17 protein-coding genes and 1 pseudogene are annotated in these 24323 nt (G+C 63.3%); 15 read left to right on the forward strand and 3 right to left on the reverse strand.

Annotation, left to right across the window (positions count from 1 at the left end; translation table 11 throughout):
- Positions 1 to 304: 304 nt before the first annotated feature.
- From P7C00_RS01165 to P7C00_RS01230, 14 genes are all read left to right on the forward strand, one after another.
- A complete protein-coding gene (locus P7C00_RS01165) occupies positions 305 to 1657 on the forward strand; it encodes a TolC family outer membrane protein (RefSeq protein ID WP_346634007.1) in 1353 nt (450 codons plus the stop codon).
- A 37-nt stretch (positions 1658 to 1694) separates the two neighbouring features.
- Entirely contained in the window at positions 1695 to 3851 is a 2157-nt protein-coding gene (locus P7C00_RS01170) for a type I secretion system permease/ATPase (protein WP_404938003.1), read from the forward strand.
- The gene (locus P7C00_RS01175; RefSeq protein WP_346634009.1) at positions 3841 to 5208 is read left to right on the forward strand and encodes an HlyD family type I secretion periplasmic adaptor subunit; all 1368 of its coding nucleotides are present in this window, start codon (positions 3841 to 3843) and stop codon (positions 5206 to 5208) included. The genes P7C00_RS01170 and P7C00_RS01175 overlap by 11 nt, the downstream gene beginning before the upstream one ends.
- A gap of 326 nt (positions 5209 to 5534) precedes the next feature.
- On the forward strand, positions 5535 to 6422 hold the full coding sequence (locus P7C00_RS01180) for a TauD/TfdA dioxygenase family protein (RefSeq protein WP_404938004.1): 888 nt from the start codon (positions 5535 to 5537) through the stop codon (positions 6420 to 6422).
- A gap of 26 nt (positions 6423 to 6448) precedes the next feature.
- Positions 6449 to 7486 carry an ABC transporter substrate-binding protein gene (locus P7C00_RS01185; RefSeq protein WP_404938005.1) on the forward strand — a complete coding sequence of 346 codons (1038 nt, stop codon included), beginning with the start codon at positions 6449 to 6451 and terminating at the stop codon, positions 7484 to 7486.
- Positions 7487 to 7491: 5 nt separating this feature from the next.
- A complete protein-coding gene (locus tag P7C00_RS01190; RefSeq protein WP_346634011.1) occupies positions 7492 to 8352 on the forward strand; it encodes an ABC transporter ATP-binding protein in 861 nt (286 codons plus the stop codon).
- 33 nt (positions 8353 to 8385) lie between these two features.
- Positions 8386 to 9252, forward strand: a complete 867-nt coding sequence (locus tag P7C00_RS01195) for an ABC transporter permease (protein ID WP_346634012.1) — start codon at positions 8386 to 8388, stop codon at positions 9250 to 9252.
- A 219-nt stretch (positions 9253 to 9471) separates the two neighbouring features.
- On the forward strand, positions 9472 to 10398 hold the full coding sequence (locus tag P7C00_RS01200) for a LysR family transcriptional regulator (RefSeq protein ID WP_346634013.1): 927 nt from the start codon (positions 9472 to 9474) through the stop codon (positions 10396 to 10398).
- 268 nt (positions 10399 to 10666) lie between these two features.
- Complete coding sequence (locus P7C00_RS01205) at positions 10667 to 12211, forward strand: MFS transporter (RefSeq protein ID WP_404938006.1); 1545 nt, start codon at positions 10667 to 10669, stop codon at positions 12209 to 12211.
- Between the two features lie 14 nt (positions 12212 to 12225).
- Positions 12226 to 13296, forward strand: coding sequence for an HlyD family secretion protein (locus P7C00_RS01210; protein ID WP_404938007.1), 1071 nt, complete (start codon positions 12226 to 12228; stop codon positions 13294 to 13296).
- A complete protein-coding gene (locus P7C00_RS01215; protein WP_404938008.1) occupies positions 13293 to 14882 on the forward strand; it encodes an efflux transporter outer membrane subunit in 1590 nt (529 codons plus the stop codon). The genes P7C00_RS01210 and P7C00_RS01215 overlap by 4 nt, the downstream gene beginning before the upstream one ends.
- 70 nt (positions 14883 to 14952) lie before the next feature.
- Positions 14953 to 15462, forward strand: coding sequence for a sigma-70 family RNA polymerase sigma factor (locus tag P7C00_RS01220; RefSeq protein ID WP_346634016.1), 510 nt, complete (start codon positions 14953 to 14955; stop codon positions 15460 to 15462).
- Positions 15459 to 16412, forward strand: coding sequence for a FecR domain-containing protein (locus P7C00_RS01225; protein ID WP_404938009.1), 954 nt, complete (start codon positions 15459 to 15461; stop codon positions 16410 to 16412). Before P7C00_RS01220 ends, P7C00_RS01225 begins: the two co-directional genes overlap by 4 nt.
- 97 nt (positions 16413 to 16509) lie before the next feature.
- Complete coding sequence (locus P7C00_RS01230) at positions 16510 to 18975, forward strand: TonB-dependent siderophore receptor (RefSeq protein ID WP_404938010.1); 2466 nt, start codon at positions 16510 to 16512, stop codon at positions 18973 to 18975.
- Between the two features lie 11 nt (positions 18976 to 18986).
- Here P7C00_RS01230 and P7C00_RS01235 read toward each other — a convergent pair.
- The 3 genes and pseudogenes from P7C00_RS01235 to P7C00_RS01245 all read right to left on the reverse strand — a co-directional run bounded on the left by P7C00_RS01235 (position 18987) and on the right by P7C00_RS01245 (position 22481).
- Positions 18987 to 19299: pseudogene (locus P7C00_RS01235) on the reverse strand (hypothetical protein).
- A gap of 237 nt (positions 19300 to 19536) precedes the next feature.
- On the reverse strand, positions 19537 to 20325 hold the full coding sequence (locus P7C00_RS01240) for a DUF3142 domain-containing protein (protein WP_404938011.1): 789 nt from the start codon (positions 20323 to 20325) through the stop codon (positions 19537 to 19539).
- Complete coding sequence (locus tag P7C00_RS01245) at positions 20295 to 22481, reverse strand: outer membrane assembly lipoprotein YfiO (protein ID WP_404938012.1); 2187 nt, start codon at positions 22479 to 22481, stop codon at positions 20295 to 20297. The genes P7C00_RS01240 and P7C00_RS01245 overlap by 31 nt, the downstream gene beginning before the upstream one ends.
- 200 nt (positions 22482 to 22681) lie before the next feature.
- Between P7C00_RS01245 and P7C00_RS01250 the strand changes: the two genes are divergently transcribed.
- Positions 22682 to 24298, forward strand: coding sequence for a glycosyltransferase family 39 protein (locus P7C00_RS01250; RefSeq protein WP_346634021.1), 1617 nt, complete (start codon positions 22682 to 22684; stop codon positions 24296 to 24298).
- Positions 24299 to 24323: the final 25 nt, after the last annotated feature.

Genomic DNA, 24323 nt, shown 5'->3' on the forward strand with positions numbered 1-24323 from the left:
CAACTCAGTCTGGAGGTACATTGCTGTGTAATTGGAAACGGGTATTTGACAGTATGGCTGTCAATATTTTGGCTAGATTTTTTCGAGATTAACTTTATGCCAAACTATTGACCTTATGGATGCCATCCTAAACAATCGCCGGATTAATGTCACATTGATATTTATGCAATAACCTGACTTGAAGTATGTGAACCAGTTCTTAGTTTGAGCTTTCCGACGGACGGTCGTTGTGCTTGTAATCATTCGATGTGGCACCACGTTAATGACGTGTTTCTGGACATGCTGTCCGAGGGAAATTCTTACCATGCGTTTTCACCTGTTCAAGGCCCTGCCGTTCGCCTTAGCCGCCAGTTTCGTGCAGGCACAAACACTCCCCGAAGCCATGCAGAAAGCACTGGATGTGCATCCGGAAATACAAGCCGGGGTAAACAGCCGTCTAGCCGCTGACTATCAACTCAAAGCGGCCAAGGGTGGCTATTTGCCGCGCGTCGATATGCTCGCTGGCTACGGCCGTGAAGGCACGGATAACCCTAGTACTCGTGCGGGTACTGGCAGTAATCACTGGGAAACCTTGAACCGCGGAGAGTCAAGTTTACGTCTCCAGCAGATGGTTTTTGACGGTTTTGCCACCTCCAGCGAAGTGGGGCGTCAACAAGCCACCGTCAACTCTCGGGCTTATTCCCTGCTGGGCACTTCCGAGCGCACCGCGCTGACCGTGGCCCAGGTGTACCTGGATGTGTTGACCCGTCGTCAGTTTGTGCAGTTGGCAGAAGACAATCTGCGTAATCACGAACGCATCTACGACCAGATCAAACTGCGCACCCAGCGTGGCGTAGGCAGTGGTGCCGACCTTGACCAGGCCGAAGCGCGCATGGCCCAGGCCCGCAACAATCTGATCACCGAGCAGACCAACCTGGCCGATGCCCAGACCAACTACCTGAGTGCTGTGGGAGAGATGCCGGATCAATTGGAGCGACCAGCCAGTTTTATGGCGCTGCTGCCGGCCAACCTCGATGAAGCCCGACGCCAGATGCTGGAAAACAGCCCGATCCTGCGCTCCGCCGAGTCCGATATCGTCGCTGCCGAGAAGCAGTACGACGCCGCCAAGTCGGCTTTCTACCCGCGTTTCGATGCTGAGCTGGGCCGCACCGCCGATAACGACCTCGACGGTCAGAACGGCCATAACAATGAATGGCAGGCCATGCTGCGCATGCGCTTCAACCTGTTCGCCGGCGGCAGCAACAAGGCCGACCTGGAGTCCAAGGCCTACCAGTCGAACCAGGCCCTGGATATTCGCAACAACGCCCTGCGGGTTCTGAACGAAGAACTGGGCCTGGCCTGGAACGCCCAGAACAACGCCAACGCCCAGGTGCCGATCGCCCAGCAATATGTCGACCGCAGCACTGCGGTGCGCACCGCTTACCAGAAACAGTTCAGCCTGGGCGAACGTACTCTGCTGGACTTGCTCGACAGTGAAAACGAACTGTTCACCGCTTCCCGGCGTTTGGCCGAGATCCAGAACATTCAGTTATTTACTCAGTATCGAATCAAGGCGACCATGGGCGAGTTGCTCAAGAGCCAGGGAGTGGTCGCACCTATGGCTTCGGTCGTGCAGAACGATGCGAAGCCCAAGGTCCAGCTGCCTGGGATGAATTGAGCTACTTTCATCCTATTGCCAGCCAAGAGTGTCCAGCGTGGAATCAGAAGTCAGTCGTGTGCAACTCAGTCATGATCCGCGCGGCATGCATGACGATCCCTTGCTGGATGGGTTGCTGACCCTTTGCTTCCTGCATCAGAAACCTGCCAGTGCGGCCATGCTGACCACGGGTCTGCCATTGCCGTCACAGCGCTTGAGCGCCGAGCTGCTGCCCCGTGCGGCGGCTCGGGCCGGGCTGCAGGGGCGGGTGTTACGCCGCAAGCTCGAACAGATTCCAACCATCGCGATGCCCGCCCTGCTATTGCTCAAGGACGGCCGCAGCGCCGTGCTCCTGGGCTGGCAGGGCGAGGACCAGGCGCGGCTGCTGCTCAGCGAAAGCGATGGCGGTGAAGTCTGCGTCAATCGCCAATTGCTGGCCGACGACTACAGCGGCCAGGTGTTCTTTGCCCAGCCCCAGCACAAGTTCGATGTCAATCACGGGTCGCTGATTCCCCGGGCCCGCTCCTGGTTCCGCGACACCCTCAAGCGTTCGCGCTGGCTGTATGCCGACGCCATCGCCGCGAGCCTGCTGATCAACATCATCGCCATGGCCGCGCCGCTGTTCGTGATGAACGTCTACGACCGGGTGGTGCCCAACCAGGCCACCTCGACCCTGTGGGTGCTGTCCATTGGCATCATGGGCGCCTACATCTTCGACCTGATCCTCAAGAGTCTGCGCAGCCTGTGCCTGGACCTGGCGGGGAAAAAGACCGACCTGATCATTTCCGCCACGCTGTTCGAGCGCATCGTCGGCATGGCCATGAAGTACCGCCCGGCTCGGGTCGGCAGCTTCGCCCAGAACATCCATGAGTTTCAGAGCCTGCGGGACTTTCTCGCGTCCCTGACCCTCACCAGCCTCATCGACCTGCCGTTTACCCTGCTGATCTTCCTGGTGATCGCCATCCTTGGCGGGCACCTGGTGTGGATCCCGGTGCTGGCGTTCCCCATTGCCCTGGGTATCGGCTACGCCTTGCAGAAGCCCCTGGTGGCGACCATGGAGAAAACCATGGCCCTGGGTGCCGAGCGCCAGTCGAGCCTGATCGAAACCCTGGCCGGGCTGGATGCGGTCAAGGTCAATAACGCCGAAAGCGAGCGTCAGTATCAATGGGAGCAGACCATCGGCACCCTCAGCCGCCTGGAACTGCGGGTGAAGATGCTCTCCAGCCTGGCGATGAACATCACCTTGCTGATCCAGCAACTGGCCGGGGTGGTCATGATCGTCTTCGGCGTGTACCAGATCATCGACGGCAACCTCAGCATGGGCGGGCTGATCGCTTGCTACATGCTCAGCGGCCGGGCCTTGAGCCCACTGGCCTCGCTGTCCGGTTTGCTGACTCGCTACCAGCAGGCCCGCGTCACCATGACCTCGGTGGACCAGATGATGGAACTGCCCCAGGAGCGCAATTTCGACGAGCGCCCTCTGAGTCGCAGCGTGCTGCAGGGCGCCATCGAATGCCGGCAACTGAACTTCACCTACCCGGGTCAGCAGAATCCGGCGCTGAAGAACATCAACCTGGTGATCAAGCCGGGCGAGAAGGTCGGCATCATCGGCCGCAGTGGCTCGGGCAAAAGCTCCCTGGCCAAGCTGCTGGTGGGGCTCTATCAGCCGGACTCCGGTGCCTTGCTGGTGGACGGTGTGGACATCCGCCAGATCGATGTCAGCGAATTGCGCCACAACATTGGCTACGTGCCCCAGGACATCCAGCTGCTGGCCGGCACCCTGCGGGACAACCTGACCTCCGGTGCCCGCTACGTCGAAGACGAGCTGGTGCTGCAAGCCGCCGAACTGGCAGGGGTTCACGAATTCGCCCGGCTGCACCCGCAAGGCTATGAACTGCAGGTGGGCGAACGCGGACAGAACCTCTCCGGTGGCCAGCGACAGAACGTCGCCCTGGCTCGTGCCCTGTTGCTCAACCCGCAGATCCTATTGCTCGACGAGCCCACTAGTGCCATGGACAACACCGGTGAAGAACGCTTGAAACAGCGCCTGGAAGCAGTGGTGCAGAACAAGACCGTGGTCCTGGTCACTCACCGGGCGTCGCTGTTGTCGCTGGTGGACCGGCTGTTGGTGGTGGACCGTGGACAGATCCTGGCCGATGGCCCGAAAGCGGTAGTGATGGAAGCGTTGAAGAAGGGGCAGATCAGTGTTGCTTAAGTCGGGATTCAAGGACTCGATCCGCCGCTATTTCAAAGGCACCGATTCTCTCCAGGGGCAGCCGTTGCCCGAGGTCAACAAGGCCCTGATCGAAGATGCGCCACGGGTCATTCGCCTGACCATCTGGGGCATCATCGCGTTTTTCCTGTTCCTGGTGCTGTGGGCCAACTTCGCGGTCATCGACGAAGTGACCAAAGGCGAGGGCAAGGCCATTCCTTCGTCCAAGGTGCAGAAGATCCAGAACCTGGAAGGCGGGATCGTCTCCGAGCTGTACGTCAAGGAAGGCCAGGTGGTGGAGGCCGGCGCGCCGTTGATCCGCCTGGATGACACGCGCTTCCAGTCCAACGTCGGCGAGACCGAGACCGTGCGCCTGTCCATGTTGCTGCGGGTGGAGCGCCTGAGCGCCGAGGTCGATGACCGTGCGTTGAATTTCCCGGAGCAAGCGCTCAAGGACGCACCGGGCCAGGCCGCCAGCGAAAAATCCCTGTACGAGAGCCGCCGTCAGCAGCTGCATGACGAAATCGGCGGCCTCCAGGAACAGCTGATCCAGAAACAGCAGGAACTGCGGGAGTTTACTTCCAAGCAGGCCCAGTACCGTCAGCAACTGGGCTTGCAACGCCAGGAAATTGCCATGTCCGAGCCCCTGGTGGCCCAGGGCGCGGTATCGCCGGTGGAAGTGCTGCGGCTCAAGCGTGCCGAAGTGGAAACCCGTGGCCAGTTGGACGCCACCACCCTGGCGATTCCCCGTGCCGAATCGGCGATCAAGGAAGTGCAGCGCAAGATTGATGAAACCCGCGGCAAGTTCCGCAGCGAGGCCCTGACCCAGCTCAATGAGGCGCGCACCGAACTGAACAAGGCCAGCGCCACCGGCAAGGCACTGGAAGACCGGGTCAGCCGGACCCTGGTCACCTCGCCGGTGCGCGGCATCGTCAAGCAACTGATGGTCAACACCATTGGCGGCGTGATCCAGCCGGGCAGCGACATGGTGGAAATCGTGCCCCTGGACGACACCCTGTTGGTGGAGGCCAAGATCCGTCCCCAGGACATTGCCTTCCTGCACCCGGGCCAGGAAGCGGTGGTCAAGTTCAGCGCCTATGACTACACCATCTATGGCGGCCTCAAGGCCCGTCTGGAACAGATCGGCGCCGACACCATCACCGACGAAGACAAGAAAACCACCTACTACATGATCAAGCTGCGCACCGACCGCAGCCACCTGGGCACCGATGACAAGCCGCTGCTGATCATTCCCGGGATGGTCGCCTCGGTGGACATCATCACCGGCAAGAAGAGCATCCTCAGCTATCTGCTCAAGCCGATCATCCGCGCCCGCGCCGAAGCCCTGCACGAACGCTGATCCGTGTAAAAAGCGACCCTGCCAGCCTTGTAGGAGCTGGCTTGCCAGCGAAGGGGCCCGTGAGAGCGCCTTCGCCGGCAAGCCGGCTCCTACAGTTCGTCTCATCGAGCCGTCGACAGCGCAGCGTCCCCAGGTATCGCACCGCCCGAATCAACATATCGTTATTCGCTAACGGTATTTAAATTCGCTTTCTTATATCTATAAAGTTGACTCCCTGCGTACCTGCCGACCAATCGGCGCGCCGCACGAAATGAACCCACACGGGATCTCCGTGAGTTTCTGATCGACGCGCGCGCCCTGGGCGCGCCTGCGCGGGAGTTTCAGTCATGTCTGCATCAGCCAGTGCCGCGCCCATCGCCGCACAAGCCTTCGAAATCCGTCCCTTCAGTGGCGCCGTGGGCGCCGAGATCATCGGCCTGGATCTGTCCCGGCCGGTCAACGATGGGAACTTCGCCCGCATCCACCGCGCCCACCTGGATCACCATGTGGTGGTGTTCCGTGACCAGCGCATCAGCCCGGAACAGCAGATCGCCTTCAGCCGCCGTTTCGGCGTGCTGCAGATCCATGTGCTCAAGCAGTTCCTGCTGGCCGGGCACCCGGAAATCCTCATCGTTTCCAACATCATCGAGAACGGTCAGTCCATCGGCCTGGGTGACGCCGGCAAGTTCTGGCACTCGGACCTCTCTTACAAGGAACTGCCCAGCCTGGGCTCGATGCTGCATGCCCAGGAGTTACCGGCCGAAGGTGGCGACACCCTGTTCGCCGACATGCACAAAGCCTGGGACAACCTGCCCGAGGCCCTGCGCAAGGCGGTCGAGGGCCGCAGCGCCGCCCACTCCTACACGGCCCGCTACAGCGAGACCAAGTTCGAGGGCAACTGGCGCCCGACCCTGACCCCGGAACAACTGGCCCAGGTCGCCGAGGTGGTGCACCCCGTAGTCCGTACCCACCCGGAAAACGGCCGCAAGGCGCTGTTCGTCAGCGAGGGTTTCACCACCCGCATCGTTGGCCTGCCGGAAGACGAAAGCGCCCAATTGCTGGCCGAGTTGTATGCCCACAGCGTGCTGCCGGAAAACATCTACCGCCATCAATGGCAGCCCCACGATCTGGTGTTCTGGGACAACCGCTCGCTGATCCACCTGGCCGCCGGTTGCCCGAGCCATCTGCGCCGCAAGCTGTATCGCACCACCATCCAGGGCGACGCCCCTTACTGATCGCCAGGCACGGCAGGAGAATCATCATGTCTTTATCCATTCCCTTCATTCCCCGCCTCGGCAAACTGGCCACGGCCATCGGCCTGGGTTTCAGCCTGCTGGCCGGCAGCCTGGTCGCCCCTACAGCGGCCCATGCCGAAGGCGAGATCCGCATCGCTGAACAGTTCGGCATCGTCTATTTGCTGCTCAACGTAGTGCGCGACCAGAACCTGATCGAGAAGCACGGCAAGGAAGAGGGCATCGACATCAAGGTCGACTGGACCCAACTGTCCGGCGGCGCAGCGGTCAACGACGCGTTGCTGTCGGGCTCTATCGACATTGCCGGAGCCGGCGTCGGCCCGCTGTTGACCATCTGGGATCGCACCCACGGCCGGCAGAACGTCAAGGCCGTGGCGTCCCTGGGCAACTTCCCCTACTACCTGGTGAGCAACAACCCCAAGGTCAAGACCATCGCCGACTTCACCGAGAAGGACCGCATCGCGGTGCCGGCGGTGGGCGTCTCGGTGCAGTCGCGCTTCCTGCAATACGCTGCAGCCAAGCAATGGGGTGACAAGGAATTCAATCGCCTGGATAAGTACACCATCGCCGTGCCGCACCCGGACGCCACCGCCGCGCTGATTGCCGGCGGCACCGAGCTGACCGGGCACTTCTCCAACCCACCGTTCCAGGATCAGGCCCTGGAGAACCCCAACGTGCATGTGGTGCTCAATACCTACGACCTGCTGGGCCCGAACTCGCCAACGGTGCTGTTCGCCACCGAGAAATTCCGCAACGACAACCCGAAAACCTACAAGGCCTTCGTCGAAGCCCTGGCTGAAGCTGCCGAGTTCGCCCAGAACGACAAAGGCGCGGCCGCCGACACTTACATCCGCGTGACCAAGGCCAAGATCGACCGCGCCACGCTGCTGAAGATCATCGACAACCCGCAGTTCGAATTCAGCGTGACGCCGAAAAACACCTACCCGCTGGCGGAGTTCCTGTACCGGGTCGGCGCCATCAAGAACAAGCCGGAATCGTGGAAGGACTACTTCTTCCAGGACGCCAAGCCGCTGCAAGGGAGCTGATGGCCATGAACGCCCCTTTGCCAGGCCACACGGCCAGCAACCCCACCGCCACCGCCGAAACGCTGTTGGCGGTGGATCAAGTCAGCCTGGAGTACCGCACCCCGCAGCGCGTGGTACGGGCCACCCACCAGGTGAGTTTCGAGGTTGATCCGGCCGATCGTTTTGTCCTGCTGGGGCCTTCGGGCTGCGGCAAGTCGACCCTGCTCAAGGCGGTGGCCGGGTTCATCCAGCCTTGCGAGGGCGAGATTCGCCTGCAGGGTCGGCGAGTCAGTCAGCCTGGGCCGGATCGCATCGTGGTGTTCCAGGAGTTCGACCAACTGCCGCCCTGGAAAACCGTGAAGCAGAACGTGATGTTTCCGCTGCTGGCGTCGAAAACCCTCGGCCGTCGCGAAGCCGAAGAGCGCGCCCTGCACTACCTGGCCAAGGTCGGCCTGGCGGCTTTCGCCGATGCCTATCCGCACACCTTGTCCGGTGGCATGAAGGCCCGGGTGGCGATTGCCCGCGCCCTGGCCATGCAGCCGAAGATCCTGCTGATGGACGAGCCCTTCGCGGCCCTCGACGCCCTGACCCGGCGCAAGATGCAGGAGGAGTTGCTGCTGCTCTGGGAGGAGGTGCGCTTCACCTTGCTGTTCGTTACCCACTCCATTGAAGAGGCGCTGGTAGTGGGCAATCGCATCCTCCTGCTGTCGCCGCATCCGGGGCGGGTGCGGGCGCAAGTCCACAGCCACCAATACGACCTGCAAAGCCTTGGCGGCGTGGCGTTCCAGCAGACGGCACAGCGTATTCATCGCTTGTTGTTCGATGAAGGCCAGGGGCCTGAAACCGAAACCGAGCTGGATTTCGCCGATATCCGTATCGCCTATTGAGCCGTCAGGCTGCCGTTGAACGAGGAACGCCCGATGAGCCAGTCATCCCCTGTGCGCGAAGAATACGAAGTAGTCCTGCAACCCTTGCTGCAAGTCCCGCTGGAACGAGAGCTGCCCCTGGGCCAGCGACTCTGGCAACAGGGCTGGCTGCGCAAGGGCCTGATCCTGATCCTCCTGGCAGTGCTCTGGGAAGCCGTGGCCCGCTACCAGAACAATGACCTGTTGCTGCCCAGCTTTGTGCAGACCGCCGGCGCCCTGTACCAGGGCCTGATCAGTGGTGAACTGCTGGGCAAGGTGGGCATTTCCCTGGTGGTGCTGCTCAAGGGCTACCTGATCGGTATTGTCCTGGCGTTCGCCCTGACCACCCTGGCGGTCTCGACCCAGTTCGGCCGTGACCTGCTGAGCACCCTGACCTCGATGTTCAACCCGCTGCCGGCCATTGCCCTGTTGCCCCTGGCGCTGCTGTGGTTCGGCCTGGGACAGAACAGCCTGATTTTCGTGCTGGTGCATTCGGTGCTCTGGGCCCTGGCCCTGAATACCTACGCCGGGTTTCTCGGGGTTTCCGAAACCCTGCGCATGGCCGGGCGCAACTATGGCCTCAAGGGCCTGCGACTGGTGCTGTTCATCCTGATCCCGGCGGCGCTGCCGTCGATTCTCGCCGGGCTGAAGATCGGTTGGGCCTTCGCCTGGCGCACCTTGATCGCTGCTGAGTTGGTGTTCGGCGCCACCAGCGGCAAGGGCGGCCTGGGCTGGTACATCTTCCAGAACCGCAACGAGCTGTACACCGACAAGGTGTTTGCCGGCTTGGCGGTGGTGATCCTCATCGGCCTGCTGGTGGAGAACCTGATCTTCGACACCCTGGAGCGCGTCACGGTGAAACGCTGGGGCATGCAGCGCTGAATGGCCCCGCCACCGGAACCACCCCCGACCGTAGGAGCTGGCTTGCCAGCGAAGGCGGCCTCAAGGGCGATGCAAGGTTCGAAGACCCCATTCGCCGGCAAGCCGGCTCCTACGCGGGTAGTGGGTTCACGGGTATGGATTGATCTCCCTCATTTTCCTCGGCGCCAAGCCTGCTAGCATTGCGTCCGGATCATCCCTGATCAGTCATGAGTGCTCAGTATGCAACTCCCGGATATGAACCTTCTGGTCGCCCTCGATGCCCTGCTGGACGAGGGCAGTGTGGTCGGCGCCGCGCGGCGCATGAACCTCAGCCCGGCGGCCATGAGCCGTACCCTGACGCGGATTCGCGAAGCCCTGGGTGACCCGGTGCTGGTGCGGGCCGGACGTGGCCTGGTGCCCACCCCCAAGGCTCTGGAGCTGCGTAGTCAGGTGCGTGATCTGGTGGAGCAGGCCGCGCTGTTGTTCCGTTCGGCGGATCAGGTGGACCTGCTTTCGTTGCGACGGCGCTTCAATGTGCGCGCCAACGATTTTTTCGTCGGTGTCTATGGCGGTCGCCTCATCGATACCCTGGAGCGTCAGGCGCCGTTATGCGAACTGCGCTTCGTGCCGGAAGGCGATGGCGATGACGAGGCCCTGCGGGAGGGGCGGATCGACCTGCGGATCAGCAACACCCGGCCCTTGACCCCGGAAGTGAAGGTGCAGAATCTGTTCACTACCGCCTTTGTCGGCCTGGTGCGCGAAGACCATCCACTGTTGGACGAGGACATCACCGCCGAGCGTTTTGCCGCGTTTCCCCATATCAGCATGTCTCGCCGGGGCATCGCCCGTGGCCCTATCGATGCGGCGCTGGCGGAGCAGGGCCTGGAGCGTCGGGTGTCGCTGATTGCCCCGAGCTTCCACGCCGCGATGTTCATGCTGCCGGATTCGGACCTGATCCTGCCGGTGCCTCAGGAAACCCTGCTCAGCGTCTCGCGCCTGGGCCTGCGCCTGCGCTCCTTCGTCCTGCCGATTTCTCTGCCGACCCTGGTCCTGACCCAGGCCTGGCACCCGCGCTACGACAAGGACCCGGCGCATAAATGGTTCCGCGAAACCCTGCGCAGCTCCTGCCAGGCCACCTGGCAAGAAGCCCAGCCGACCTCTTCGTAGGAGCCGGCTTGCCGGCGAAAGCGATCTTGAGGGCCTCTTCGCTGGCAAGCCAGCTCCTACGGTGCATTTGCAATCTGCGTCGCCCGTGTAGGAGCCGGCTTGTCGGCGAATGCGGTCTTGGGGGCCTCTTCGCTGGCAAGCCAGCTCCTACGATTAACAGGGGATGATCGTTGCGTTTGGTGCATTTATAAACTGTCGATAAGTCAGTTTTCGTCAGCACTGGCTGTTCATAAACTGCTCTGGTTTTCTTGTCTGGAGCAGTATTTCCATGAGTTCCCTTGCTGTCGCTGCGCCTGCTTCGGTTGAAGCCGCCAGCAAGCCGGCAGCCATTGCACCACCGATCTTCGGGCCGCGAATCATCATCGGTCTGGTCGGTGTGTTGTTGGCGGTGCTGGTCTCCGGTCTCAACGAGATGGTGACCAAGATCGCCCTGGCGGATATCCGCGGTGCGTTGTTCATCGGATTCGACGAAGGCACCTGGCTGGTGGCGTGCTACACCGCCACCTCGGTGGCGGCCATGGCCTTCGCGCCCTGGTGCTCGGTGACCTTTTCCCTGCGGCGTTTCACCCTGTGTGCCATTGGCCTGTTCACCCTGCTGGGGGTGCTGTGCCCCTTCGCCCCGAACTACCAGAGCCTGTTGCTGCTGCGCACGCTGCAAGGCCTGGCCGGAGGCGCGCTGCCGCCGATGCTGATGACCGTCGCCCTGCGGTTCCTGCCGGCCAACGTCAAGCTCTACGGCCTGGCCGGTTATGCCCTGACGGCCACCTTCGGGCCCAGCCTGGGTACGCCCCTGGCGGCACTGTGGACCGAGTACGTGGGCTGGCGCTGGGCCTTCTGGCAGGTGGTGGCGCCCTGTCTGCTGGCCATGGCGGCGGTGGCTTACGGCCTGCCCCAGGACCCGTTGCGTCTGGAGCGTTTCAAGCAGTTCAACTGGCGTGGGCTGCTGTTGGGCTTCCCGGCGATCTGCATGCTGGTGATCGGCATCCTCCAGGGCAATCGTCTGGACTGGTTCGAGTCGCCGCTGATCAGTGTGCTGCTGGTTGGCGGGCTGGTGTTGCTGGTGCTGTTCATGATCAACGAATGGTCGCAGCCGATTCCCTTCTTCAAGCTGCAGATGCTCGGCATCCGCAACCTGTCCTTCGCCCTGTTGACCCTGGCCGGGGTGCTGGTGGTACTGACCGCGGTGATCATCATCCCATCGGCGTACCTGGCTCAGGTCCAGGGCTATCGCCCGTTGCAGACCGCCCCGGTGATGCTGGTGATGGCCCTGCCGCAACTGCTGGCCCTGCCGCTGGTGGCGGCCCTGTGCAACCTGCGCTGGGTCGACTGCCGCTGGGTGCTGGGGATCGGCCTGGGCATGCTGGTGCTGTCTTGCCTGGGGGGCACGTACCTGACCTCGGCCTGGATTCGTGACGATTTCTATGTGCTGCAACTGCTGCAGATCTTCGGTCAGCCGATGGCGGTGCTGCCGTTGCTGATGCTCTCCACCGGCAGCATCACTCCGCTGGAAGGGCCCTTCGCTTCGGCCTGGTTCAACACCGTGAAAGGCCTGGCGGCGGTGATCGCCACCGGGGTGCTGGATGTGCTCACCACTCACCGGTTGCATTTCCACTCGACGATGCTGGTGGACAGCCTGGGCAACTCCCCCCTGGTGGATGACCGGGTAGCCGGGCTGGCCCAGCGCCTGCACCAGCAAGCCGTGGTGCTGACCTCCGCCGATCTCTATTTCTGCATGGCAGGGGTGGCCGCTGCGCTGATCCTGCTGATTTTCTGGCTGCCGACGCGGATCTATCCACCGCGGGCGCCCACTTGAACGAGAAGGTTTTTATGACGATCCAGAGCAAAGACAAAATCGCCGTCGCTGTGGCGACGGTAGCGGCCCTTGGCGTGCTGGCTTATCTGGTGGCGCCGGGTCTGTTTGGCCGCTCCAGCGAGCAAAGCACCAACGACGCCTTCATCGCCGCCGACTACACCCTGGTGGCGCCACGCGTGGCCGGGTTCATCAAGGAAGTGCTGGTGGAGGACAACCAGCAGGTCAAGGCCGGGCAACTGCTGGCGCTGATCGATGACCGTGACCTGCGGGCCGCGGCGCAGGCGGCGGATGCCGAAACCCTGGTGGCCCAGGCCCAGTTGCAGAACGCCCGGGCCACCCTGGACCGGCAGAGTTCGGTGATTGCCCAGGCCCAGGCGGCACTGGGGGCGGCTCGCGCCGAAATGGCCTTTGCCGAGCACGAGCTCAATCGCTACAACCACCTGGCAGGGGTCGGCGCCGGCACCGTGCAGAACGCCCAGCAGGCCAAGACCCGCATCGACCAGGCCAGCGCCCGGCTGGCCACGGCCACTGCGGCCCTGGCAGCGGAGCGCAAGCAGGTGGAGATCCTCACTGCCCAGCGCGACGCGGCCGAAGGCGGCTTGAAGCGGGCCCAGGCCGCCCTGGAAATGGCCAGCTACGAGCTGTCGTATACGCGCATCGTCGCCCCAGTGGATGGCATGGTCGGCGAACGTGCGGTACGGGTCGGCGCCTATGTCACTCCCGGCAGCAAGATCCTCGCCGTGGTGCCCCTGCAGCAGGCCTATGTGCTGGCCAACTTCCAGGAAACCCAGCTCACCGCCATGCACGCCGGGCAGACGGTCGAAGTGCGCGTCGACAGCCTGGGCGGCGAGACCCTGCACGGCCGCGTCGAGAGTCTGGCCCCGGCCACCGGCGTGACGTTCGCGGCGGTGAAACCGGACAACGCCACCGGCAACTTCACCAAGGTGGTGCAGCGCATTCCGGTGAAGATTCTCCTGGACCCCAACCAGCCCATGGCCGAGCGCCTGCGGGTCGGCATGTCGGTGGAAGCCAGCGTGGATACCCACAGCTCTGCCACCAGTGCACGTGAGGTGACCCAGCGATGAGTATCGAACGCAGCAGGCACAGACGCTTCCCGCTGGGTAGCGCAGCTACCCCGGAAGCGATTGATGCGGTGGCCCAGGCCTTCAGTGAAAGCCGCTTTGCGAGTGCTGCGCACTCGAACGGGAGCAAGCTCCCTCGCCACGGGGGCAGGGCGCTGCTGGTGCTTGGCTTGCTGGCGCTGGGCGCCTGCAGCGTCGGCCCGGATTTCCAGCGGCCCCAGGCGACCCAGGTCCAGGCCTGGTCGACACCTGCACAGGCCGCCGCCAGCCAGGCGGTGGACAGCGCCATGCAGGAGCGCTGGTGGGAGGTGTTCAATGATCCGCAACTGTCGGCCCTGAGTCGCCGGGCCCTGAGCGACAACCTCGATCTGCAACTGGCCAGCAGCCGCTTGCAGCAGAGCCGGGCGGCGCGCCAGGTGATCACCGCCGAGCGCTACCCGAGCACCTCTGCCAATGGCGGCTACGGGCGCAAGCGCAACAGCGCCGAAGGCTTGAACGACCCGTCGGGGAACAACGGCAAGTCCGCCTTCAATCTCTGGGAAGCCGGCTTCTCGGCTTCCTGGGAACTGGATTTCTGGGGCCGGGTCCGGCGTGAAACCGAAGCGGCCGACGCCACCCTGGAAGTGGCGGAGAACGATCGGCGTGGCGTGCTGTTGTCGGTGCTGGCGGAAACCGCCCAGGACTATATCCAACTGCGTGGCGTGCAGAGCACCCGGGCCGTTACCGAGCAGAACCTCGATGTCGCTCGTCACAGTCTGAAGCTCTCGCAACTGCGCCTGGCCGATGGCGTGGCCACTGACCTGGATGTGGCCGAAGCGGCGGCCCAGGTCGCTACCATCGAGGCCCGGCTGCCGGAATTGCAGCAGCGTCAGGCGCAGTTGATCAACGCCCTGAGCCTGCTGCTGGGCGAGCCGCCCCAGGCCCTGCACCAGGAGTTGGCCAGTGACGCGCCGGTGCCCCAACCCCCGAGCCAAGTGGCCATCGGCCTGCCGTCGCAGTTGGCCGAACGCCGCCCCGATATCCGTCAGGCCGAGGCCCGGCTGCATGCGGCGACGGCCAGCATTGGCGTAGCCAAGGGGGATTTCTATCCGCGCATTACCTTGTCCGGCAACTTCGGCTCCCAGGCCATGCAATTGGCAGACTTCGGTTCCTGGAGCTCCCGGCAGTTCGGCATCGGCCCGCAGTTCAGCCTGCCGCTGTTCGACGGTGGTCGTTTGCGCGGCATGCTCCAGTTGCGCGAGGCCCAGCAGCAGGAAGCGGCCCTGGCCTATCAGCAGACCGTGCTGCGGGCCTGGCACGAAATCGACGACCAGTTGACTCGCTACAACGCCAGCCAGTTGCGCCGCGACAGCCTGGCCGAAGCGGTGCGGCAAAATCAGATCGCCTTGCGCACCGCGCAGCAGCAATACGTCGAAGGGGTGGTGGATTTCGTCAACGTCCTGACCGTGCAGGGCGCCTTGCTGGCCACCCAGGAGCAACTGGTGGAAAGCTCGGCCGGGGTGTCCCTGTCCATGGTCGGTTTGTACAAGGCGCTGGGGGGAGGCTGGGAGTCGGTGTATCCGCTGCACGCCGCCAGCCCGGTGCGCTGAAAGCCTTTTTGCCTGGATTGAGAAAAAAGTGTAATGATAATTGCTCTCAATCATGTGTGCAGTTTCATTCATGGAAGCAACCACTGACGGTAACGCCCAGCTCCATCGCCTGTATCGAGATCATCACGGCTGGCTGCAGAGTTGGTTGCGCAAGCGCCTGGGCGATCGCGAGCATGCGGCGGATGTGGCGCAGGACACTTTCCTGCGCCTGTTGCTGTCGGGGCGCTTTCCCGGGCACCAGGAAAGCCGCAGTTACCTGGCGCAGATCGCGCGCAACCTGGTGATCGACCAGTGGCGCCGGTTGCGCATCGAGCGCGCTTACCTGGAAAGCATCGCCCACCTGCCGGAACCCCAGACGCCCTCCCTGGAAAGCCGCGCACTGATCCTCGAAACCCTGATGCAGATCGATGCCATGCTCGATCGCATGCCGGACAAGGTGCGGCAGGCCTTTCTCATGTCGCAGTTCGAAGGGTTGGGGTATGCGCAGATTGCCGAGCGCCTGGAGGTTTCCGTCAGTTCGGTGCAGAAGTACATGATCCGTGCGATCCAGGCTTGTTATCAGGTGCTTTACGAAGAATGAAGGTCCATCAGGCACCCATTGCTCCTGCCATAGTCGAGCAGGCCAGTGAATGGCTGATGCTGCATTGGGGCGGTGAGCTCGATGCGCAGCAGCGCGAGGCGTTCGTGGCCTGGCAGCAGGCTGATTCCGAACACCGTCGGGCCTGGCAGCGCTTGCAGCAACTGCAGCAGACCCTGGGCGGGGTGCCGGAGCACAGTGCCCATGTGCTGCTGGCCCAGGCCCCGGACCCGCAACGACGTGCGGCGCTGAAACTGTTGGGCTTGCTGTTGGTGGCCGGGGGCAGCGGTTATCTGGTCCAGGACAGCCAGCCTTGGCGGGCGGCCTTTGCCGGGCAGCGTACGGCCACCGGAGAAATTCGCCACCTGACCCTGAGCGACGGCAGTCGCCTGGACCTCAACAGCGCCAGCGCCGTCGACCTGCTGTTCAGTGCCAGTGAGCGGCGCATCCGCTTGATCCAGGGCGAGATCCTGCTCACCAGCGGGCATGATTCCTCGCGGCCGCTGATCGTCGAAACCGCCGCCGGAGATATCCAGGCCCTGGGCACGCGCTTTGCCGTGCGCGAGCTGGACGGCGGCACCCGGGTCGATCTTTACGAAGGTGCGCTGCGGGTCAGCCCCCGGCATGCCCAGGCTGTGCAACTCAATGCCGGCGAGCGCCTGTGGTTCAGCGCCGGGCGGGTTTCGGCGCGGCAAGTGGCTGAAGTCAATGCCAGCAGTTGGAGCCAGGGCCGACTGATTGCCGAACGCCAGCCCCTGGGGCAGTTCGTCACCGAGCTGGCGCGTTATCGCCCGGGGCTGTTGCGTTGTGACGAGCAGGTGGCCGGCCTGTTGCTGACCGGGGTCTTTCCCCTGGCGGACAGCGACGCGGTACTCGCGGCCCTGGAACGTTCGCTGCCGGTGCGGGCGCACGCGGTGACCCGCTACTGGGTGACCCTCAAGCCGCGGAGCTGATTGCAAAAAAAATTTCTGCGCGATTGTCGATTCTGCCGAGCTGTCCGGGATACCCCATGAAAGCCGATCAAGACGCATTCTCATGGGGAGTTCAGGAATGCCTTACCAGACCACAGCATCCATTTTGACCCTGGGCACCGCCGCCCGCCGCCGCGCCTTTGTCGCGCTGCTGGCCATGGCCCCGGTGTTGCCGGGCATGGCCCAGGCCGACAGCGGCAGCCAGAGCCAGGCGCGGGACTACCAGATTGCCGCCGGCAATCTCGATCAGGTCCTGAATCGTTTCGCCAGTGCCGCGGGGATTCTCCTGTCGGTGGATGCGAGCATGACTGCCGGCAAGCACAGTGCCGGCCTGCATGGGCGTTACGAGGTCGCACAGGGCCTGCAGACGTTGCTGGCCGGCAGTGGTTTGCAGGCGGTGCAGACCGGTGCCAGCTGGGGCCTGCAACCCTTGGCCGAGAACGGCGCGCTGCAGCTGGCGCCAACCCGGATCGGCGCCACGCAGATGACCGAGGATGCCTGGGGCGCGGTACCGGGAATCGTCGCCAAGCGCAGTGCCACAGGGAGCAAGACCGACTCGGCACTGGTGGAGATTCCGCAGACCATCAACGTGATCGGCGCCAAGGAGATCAAGGCTCGCGGCGCTCATAGCGTGACCGAAGCGCTGCTCTACACCCCGGGCATGACCGGTGGTGGCTTTTCCGACCGGGTGAAGATTTTCGACGAGCCGACCTCCCGTGGTTTTTCCCCGACACCGATGTACCTCGATGGCCTGCACTTGCCCTATGGCGGCGGCAGTACCGGCGGTGCCCTGCAGATCGAGCCCTATGCCCTGGAGCGCATCGAAGTGCTCAAGGGGCCGGCTTCGGTGCTCTACGGGCAGAACCAGCCGGGCGGCATCGTCAACATGGTCAGCAAGCGGCCCACCGAAACCCCGCTGCACCAGCTGGTGCTGGAAGCCGGCAGCTATGACCACAAGAGCATCGCCCTGGACCTGGGTGGCCCGCTGGATGAACAGGGGCAGTTCCTCTATCGCCTGACCGGGCTGGCCAGCGACAGCCAGGACGCCATCGATTACGTCCAGCAGCAGCGGCAGTTCATCGCCCCGAGCCTGACCTGGCGGCCCGATGACGACACCCAGCTGACGCTGTTCGCCCAGTACCAGAAGGACAACGACGTGCCCGAGGCCCAGGGCCTGCCCAGCGTGGGCACGGTGTTCGCCAACCCCAATGGCAAGATCGACCGCGACCTGTTTCTCGGCGAGCCCGGGGTCAATGCCTACGACCGCGACCAGTTCGTCCTCGGCTACGAGTTCTCCCATCGCCTGAACGATGTCTGGACCCTGAAGCAGAACGCCCGCTACGCCGACGTCGATGACCGCTACCGCGCGCCGCTGCACGGCTACAGGTTCGTCACCAATCCCAGGACCGGCCTCAACGATCAGCGCTACATGACCCGCTACGGTGTGGATTGGAAGCAGCACAACAAGGTTTACGGTGTGGATAGCATCGCCCAGGCCGAGTTCAACACCGGACCCTTCAGCCACACCTTGGTGACGGGGCTGGACTATTACCACTTCAACTCGAAGTTCCATGGCAAGTACGACTTCAACCCGCCGATTCTCGACATGTTCACCCCGACTTACGGCCAGTCGCTGAATTTCGGCAATCCTTACCAGTGGGACAACACCATCATCCAGACCGGCCTGTATGTGCAGGATCAGATCAAGTACGAGAAGTGGGTGCTGGTTCTGGGCGGTCGCAACGATTGGGCGGAAACCGATAACAAGACGCCGCTCAACGGTGGTCATACCAATGCCAAGAGCCAGTCCTTCACCGGGCGCGGCGGGCTGGTGTACTTGTTCGACAACGGGCTGGCGCCCTTTGTCAGCTATTCGGAATCCTTCCTGCCGTTGAGTGGCACCAGTCGCCAGGGCGGCGCTTTCGAGCCGTCCAGCGGCAAGCAGTACGAAGTGGGGGTGAAATACCAGCCGCCGGGCCAGGAGAGCTTCGTCCAGGTATCGGCCTACCAACTGGACCAGGAAAACATCCTGACCTCCGACCTGGCCAACCCCGGGTTCAGCGTCCAGAGTGGCGCGGTGCGCTCCCGGGGGATCGAGCTGGAAGCCAAGGCCAGCCTCAGCGAATCGCTGGACGTGATTGCCTCGGCGTCGCGCAACGACATCAAGTACACCAAGGACAACGACGGGCGCGAAGGGCGTCATCCGGCAGGGATGCCGCCGTTGACCGCGTCGCTGTGGCTCAACTACACGATCCTCGGCGACACGCCGCTGGCGGGCCTGGGCGCAGGCGTCGGCACCCGCTACGTCAAGGGCAGCTATGGCACCGATTACGACGGCGCCTTCCAGATCCCGTCCTACACCGTGTACGACGCCAGCCTGTCCTACGACCTGGAGAAATCGCCGTTGCAATGGAAGGGCGTGAAGCTGGCACTGAACGTGAAGAACCTCACCGACAAGACCTACGTCGCCAATTGCACCACCATCTGGGACTGCTATTACGGCGAAGGCCGGACCATGGTGTCGAGTTTGACCTATGACTGGTAAGGGGAGCGGATTCACCAGTAGTCCGGTTTGATCGCGGGCGCCTTGTGGGTCGTGACTCGCTCGGGGAACTGGTGTTTTTGCAGTTCTTCGGCGGTGATGACCCGGCGCATCCAATGGGCCAGCGCTTTCAGTGAGCCGGGTTGCGGACGTTGGTACTCGGGCCTGTGAGGCAGGATGACGCCGAGGGTCAACTCGGCGACTGGCGGGGTTCTCGATCTGCACGATATGGATCAGCAGCCTGGGCAGATCGAGCCATTTGAATCGAGTGTCAGCTAGTAACCCGTAAAACAGGTTGTAGCCGTCGACGAAGAATGCCGTGCGCACTATTCCATTCCCTGGAAACGAAAAAACCGGCCGGAGCCGGTTTTTTCACCCCAACGGCCAGTGAACTTAATCTCTGCGTACGGGGTTGAGTAGTGAGCCCGATCCTATTGCCTGCTTTCGTCGTGGTCAATCCTTGTCCGACGAGAGTGTGGGTCGATCCATGGCTGTGCTGAACATCAACTCCCCGTGAACCGTTTTGCATGAGCAGGCTTTCAGGATCAAGGTTGTCGACGCGTATTACTGTGAACGCGTGTTACGCCGTAGTTGAGGCTCGATCTGAGGATTCTGCAAAAACACCACATACCCCTTGAACCAGGCACTGTCACGCAGCGCCTGGGGCTCTTGCCAGTCACCGCCCTGGATCAGACCGACCTTGTAAGGCAGGCCCATGCGATCCAGGCGCGGCAGGTAGGCTGCGTAGTTGGGAATGCTATGGCGACCCTGGTAGGTCTGCACCACTACTTCATCCACTATGCCCTTGAGCTGGCCGATGGCTTGCGGGTCGGCGTTGCTGCCCCAGTCCATCAGGCCGGTGATGCTCAGGCGGTAGTGCGCCGGCAGGCGCTGGCGCAGGTCGCGCAGGAAACTCACGTAGCGTTCGAGGTCGCGGGTGCTGCTGTCGAAATCGATCTGGATGCCCATTACCGCAGTGCCCGTGGCATGCCAGCGGTGCACCTGGCCAAGCAACTGGCGATACAGCGACTCCGGCCAGGCCAGGGTGTGGGCGCGGTAGACCACCCAGACCTGTTCCTGGGGCAACTGCGACACCGGCAGGCCCTGGGCGATGAGCTCGACACCGCGCCCGGGATGGCGCCGCGAGCGACTGATCTGCCCCTGGAGGATGTACAGGGTCTTGGCCTGGGCCAGCACTGGCTGGGTCTTGACCCCGCTCCACAGCCAGAAGGCGTCGTAGTGCGCCGCGTCAACGGTGGCGCCTGCCGGTACTGCCCAGTACAGGCACAGTGACAGCAGGCAGCAGGCCAGGCGTTTTGGATTCACCAGTAGTAACGCAGCGACTGGCCCCATTGGGTGTCCCCCAACTTGCCCTTGAGCTGGCGGAACCAGGCCTTGCGCACGGCCGGTTCGACGCCGGCACCGCCACAACGGTTGTTGCCGGAGGAGGCGTAGCAGTAGATCGCCCGGTACAAGGCATAGGCGCGTTCGTCACGGCTGGCCTTGGGGTTGTTGATTACCACCTGATAACCATCGAGTCGCGAGAAGGGCTTGCCTGGGAAGTTGTCCTGGGTGCCGCCCAGGGATTGGGCGTTGGGCGGTGTATCCAGGGGCATCTGGTCGAAGTTGTTCAGGCGCATGAACTCTCCGAGGCAGAGCAGGCCGGCCGGGCTTTTCGGGTCCTGTTGCAGGGCCGCGGCGCTGTCCTTGATGCTCGGGCAGGCATAGCTGCTCTCTTCGCCACTGTCAGGCTTGCCGTACCACTGGAATACCGCCAGTGAGGGGCCATAGTCGAAGAGGTAGCCCAGGCCGCGGCTGAGGGTTTCTTCGGGCAGGGGGCTGGGTTGTTGCTTGAAGTCTTCGCCAAAGGCTGCGTACTGGCCGCGGGTCAGGTCCTTGTACAGCAGCACGAACCAGGCGGTGTTGCGCTCGGTGGCAGAGTCGGCCTGCCGTGCCTGCTGGCGCAGCAGCTTGGGCGAGGCCACCTGGCGCAGGAGAATGTCGCGGACCTGGGTGGTCTTGATCGGTGAGTCGGCGGCAAACACCTTGGCCAGTTGGCCGCTGCGTTCGTAGGTGAAGGCCAGGGCCAGTTCCAGCTGTTCCCGTTGCAGGGGTTGCTTGGCCAGGGGCAGCAGTTGCAGCCACAGCGCTTCGGCGCCTTTCCAGTCCTGTTGGGCCTGCAGGGCCAGGCCGCGCAGGGTCTGCTGGCTGAAGCTCAGGTAGTCCAGTTGCGTCGGCAACTGGGTCGGCAGTTGTTTGAGCGCCGCGGCCGGTTGCTGCTCCACATACAGGCTGAAGGCCGCCAGCAGATAGTCGAACAATGCCGGTTGTCCTTCGAACAGGGCCTTCTGCTGTTGCAGGGCTTCGCGGGTCAATGCCGGAGGCGTCTCAGCGCGCATGCGCATCAGGTCCCTGACCGCCAGCAGCAGCGGGGCCTGGAAGTTGTCGCCGGGAATGCTCAGCAGTTTGTAGTCGACCTCTTCCACCACGTCTTCCAGGCGCATGTTGCGTGGCGTACCCGGAGCGTGGGTCAATTGCTGGGCATAGTCGTCGGCCAGCGCCTGGTAATCCCCCGCCAGCCAGTGCACCCGCCGGATCAGGCCCTTGGCGGACACGGCGTAACGTCCCTGTGGATAAGTTTTCAGGTAGGCCTCGAAACCGCTTCCGGCCTGTTGCAGGACGGCTTTGTCCACATGCTCCAGGCTGACCATGCTCCATTCATCGAAGGCGTTCTGTTGGGCCAGGTTGAGCGTGGTGCGCGGGCCCATGTAGGCCGCAGTTTCGGCCAGCCAGGGCTGGGCATTGTCCTTGAGGGCGGCAAAACCGTTGCCGGCTTCGCTGAAACGGCCACTATAGAAGTCGGCGGCAGCCTGCAGGTAGCGGGCGAACGCCTTGGCCTCTGCCGAGTTCAGGTTGCCTGGCAGCAGCCTGCTCATTTCGCTGGCGTTCCAGTCGCAGCTGGCCAGCAGTTGCACCCGGGCCTCGGCCAGGGCCTGGCGCTCCTCGTCGCTGAGTTGCGTCTTGTTGAGCTGTTCGACAAACGCCAGGGCGCTGGCGTCCGAGTTGCTGCGACAGCGGCTGCCCTCTCCGGACAAAAAAGCGTCGCCGGCGGTGTCCTTGCTATCGCGCCTCAGGCCCAGGGCCTGCAATTGGTTGTCGAGCTGCTCGGTGGCGGGTGCCGGAGTGGCCTTGGACTCGCTACTGGTATCGGGATCTGCCGGGCGCAGGCGATAGGCCGGGAAGGGCACGGGGCCAAAACCCAGGCCCAGGTCATCCTGGGTCAAGGCCCGGGGAGTCAAAGGCAGACTGCCCTGGTCGGCCAGCAGCAGGCGCAGGTTGACCCGGCTGTCGTTGCCCGGGCTGAGAAAAGGCAGGTTGCTGCAGGCATCCAGCTGGTTGGAGTAGAGCTTCCAGCTCGGGAAGCACATGTCATCGGAGCTGGCCTGGGCCAGGGCGGCAAACAAGGTGCCCAGGGCCAGGGTCAATGATGGAAGAAGACCGATACGCATGAATTGTCCTTAATTCGCAAAGCCGCGAGGGAGCACCTTGAAGATGGGCGAATCATACAGAAGGCGCTAGAGGCGCACCTATGCAGTCAGCGAAGATTCCGATGTTTTGCAACGGCTGTCGGGCCTTTGCGGTTTTCCAGGCAAAAGAAGATGCTGTGTCGGTCATTGCAGCCACGTCATGCGGGTGAGGGGAGCAGGGAATGGAATTTCGCAAAGCGCCGGATCTGGTCGGGCGTTTGTCGGAGCAGGCGCACGTGCAGCAGGGCGCAGGGTGGCAGCGGCTGGCTCGTCGGGTGCTGGAGTATGGGTTGCTGCCGATCTTGCTGCTGGCCGCCGGCGTCCGCTTCTATGACCTGACTGCGGCAGCCATCTGGGGCGACGAAGGCTCCAGTCTGTTGCTCAGTCAGTATTCCCTGGTGGAGATCTGGTGGCATGCCGCTCACGATGTCCACCCACCACTGTATTTCATGCTGCTGCATGGCTGGATCGAATTGTTCGGCGACGGCATTTTGTCGGTGCGGATGTTCAGCGCCGTGCCGGGGATTGTCACAGTGGGACTGGGTGTCTGGCTGGTGGCACTGCTGGCTGGCCGACGAGCGGCGATTATCGCCGGGGTGCTCCTGGCGTTGCTGCCCACCGCCGTGCGCTACAGCCAGGAAGTGCGCATGTATGCGCTGCTGGGCATGTTGCTGCTGGGGGCGACTCTGGCCCTGGCGTACTGGGTGCGCCAACCCCGGCGCTGGCGCTACCTGCTGATCTACAGCCTGTTGCTGGCGCTGGCGTTCTACACCCATTACTTCACGGTGCTCTGTGTTCTGGCCCATTGGCTGTACCTGGCGTTATCGGGAGCCCGGGCCGAGGACGGTCGGCGTTTGCTCGGTCGGCCGGTCTGGTGGCTGGCCAATGCCTGCGTCGTGGTGCTGTATCTGCCCTGGGTTCCCGAACTGCTGGAGCTGCTGCGGCACCTGGACGAGTTGAAGGCCGGTGGCGATGTCGGTTGGGAGCCTGCGGTGACCTGGTCGTCCCTGCCGGCGATGACCTGGCAGCTGTTACTCCAGGACGAAGGCGACAGCCTGCCCTGGCCGCTGTTCGTGGGGTTGCCGCTGCTGATGCTGCTGGTCTGCCTGGTGCCGGTGTGGCGTGACCACTCGCGAACCAGGCTGGGCGGGCTGCTGACGAGTTTTACCCTGTTGCCGCTGTTGCTGGTGTTTGCGGTGTCGTTCATTTCCCCGGTGTTCATCGAACGCTACCTGACCGCCTATGCCCTGGGCCTGCCGTTGATCGTGGCGATGGTCATCGACCGCTGGCTGCGAACGGCTCGACTGCTGGCCCTGGCTCTGTTGCTGGTCTTCGTGGGGATCGAAGCCCAGGGGCTGCGAAACAACACCGATGTCGACGTCAACGACCAGATCAGCGTGATGGTGGATTACGTCAACACCCACTACGCCCCGGGCGACCGCATCGTCATCAGCGACATGCTCTGGTACTTGAGCTACGTCTACTACAACCGTACCGACGCCCAGCCGTTGCTGTATACGCCGCCGTTGCCGGGGGGCGCCTCCGGCAGGCCGAACGCCTATGGTTTCGGCACCCTGATCGACCAACCGGATGAGGTCTACCTGGATCAACTGGGCTCGTTGCCAGTGGGCAGCGGCCGGGTCTGGCTGGTGGGTACCGACGATCAACCCGAGGAGTTCGCGCCGTTGCCGGCCGGCTGGCACAAAGTCACCGAGTTCGCCGCTGGCAGCACCCGGGCCCGGCTGTTTGTCATGTGCGCCTCTGTGGCAACGCCTTGCAGCTCGCCCAGAGCGAATTGAATGCCGTTCGGAAGTTGCGCGGTGC

The organism is Pseudomonas sp. JDS08PS003, assembly GCF_045013505.1.
Lineage (GTDB): Bacteria > Pseudomonadota > Gammaproteobacteria > Pseudomonadales > Pseudomonadaceae > Aquipseudomonas > Aquipseudomonas protegens_B.

Coding starts and splice junctions, on each gene's coding strand:
- P7C00_RS01165 (WP_346634007.1), top strand. CDS start 305: ATGCGTTTTCACCTGTTCAAGGCCCTGCCGTTCGCCTTAGCCGCCAGT.
- P7C00_RS01180 (WP_404938004.1), top strand. CDS start 5,535: ATGTCTGCATCAGCCAGTGCCGCGCCCATCGCCGCACAAGCCTTCGAA.
- P7C00_RS01185 (WP_404938005.1), top strand. CDS start 6,449: ATGTCTTTATCCATTCCCTTCATTCCCCGCCTCGGCAAACTGGCCACG.
- P7C00_RS01190 (WP_346634011.1), top strand. CDS start 7,492: ATGAACGCCCCTTTGCCAGGCCACACGGCCAGCAACCCCACCGCCACC.
- P7C00_RS01195 (WP_346634012.1), top strand. CDS start 8,386: ATGAGCCAGTCATCCCCTGTGCGCGAAGAATACGAAGTAGTCCTGCAA.
- P7C00_RS01200 (WP_346634013.1), top strand. CDS start 9,472: ATGCAACTCCCGGATATGAACCTTCTGGTCGCCCTCGATGCCCTGCTG.
- P7C00_RS01205 (WP_404938006.1), top strand. CDS start 10,667: ATGAGTTCCCTTGCTGTCGCTGCGCCTGCTTCGGTTGAAGCCGCCAGC.
- P7C00_RS01210 (WP_404938007.1), top strand. CDS start 12,226: ATGACGATCCAGAGCAAAGACAAAATCGCCGTCGCTGTGGCGACGGTA.
- P7C00_RS01215 (WP_404938008.1), top strand. CDS start 13,293: ATGAGTATCGAACGCAGCAGGCACAGACGCTTCCCGCTGGGTAGCGCA.
- P7C00_RS01220 (WP_346634016.1), top strand. CDS start 14,953: ATGGAAGCAACCACTGACGGTAACGCCCAGCTCCATCGCCTGTATCGA.
- P7C00_RS01225 (WP_404938009.1), top strand. CDS start 15,459: ATGAAGGTCCATCAGGCACCCATTGCTCCTGCCATAGTCGAGCAGGCC.
- P7C00_RS01230 (WP_404938010.1), top strand. CDS start 16,510: ATGCCTTACCAGACCACAGCATCCATTTTGACCCTGGGCACCGCCGCC.
- P7C00_RS01240 (WP_404938011.1), bottom strand. CDS start 20,325: ATGGGGCCAGTCGCTGCGTTACTACTGGTGAATCCAAAACGCCTGGCC.
- P7C00_RS01245 (WP_404938012.1), bottom strand. CDS start 22,481: ATGCGTATCGGTCTTCTTCCATCATTGACCCTGGCCCTGGGCACCTTG.
- P7C00_RS01250 (WP_346634021.1), top strand. CDS start 22,682: ATGGAATTTCGCAAAGCGCCGGATCTGGTCGGGCGTTTGTCGGAGCAG.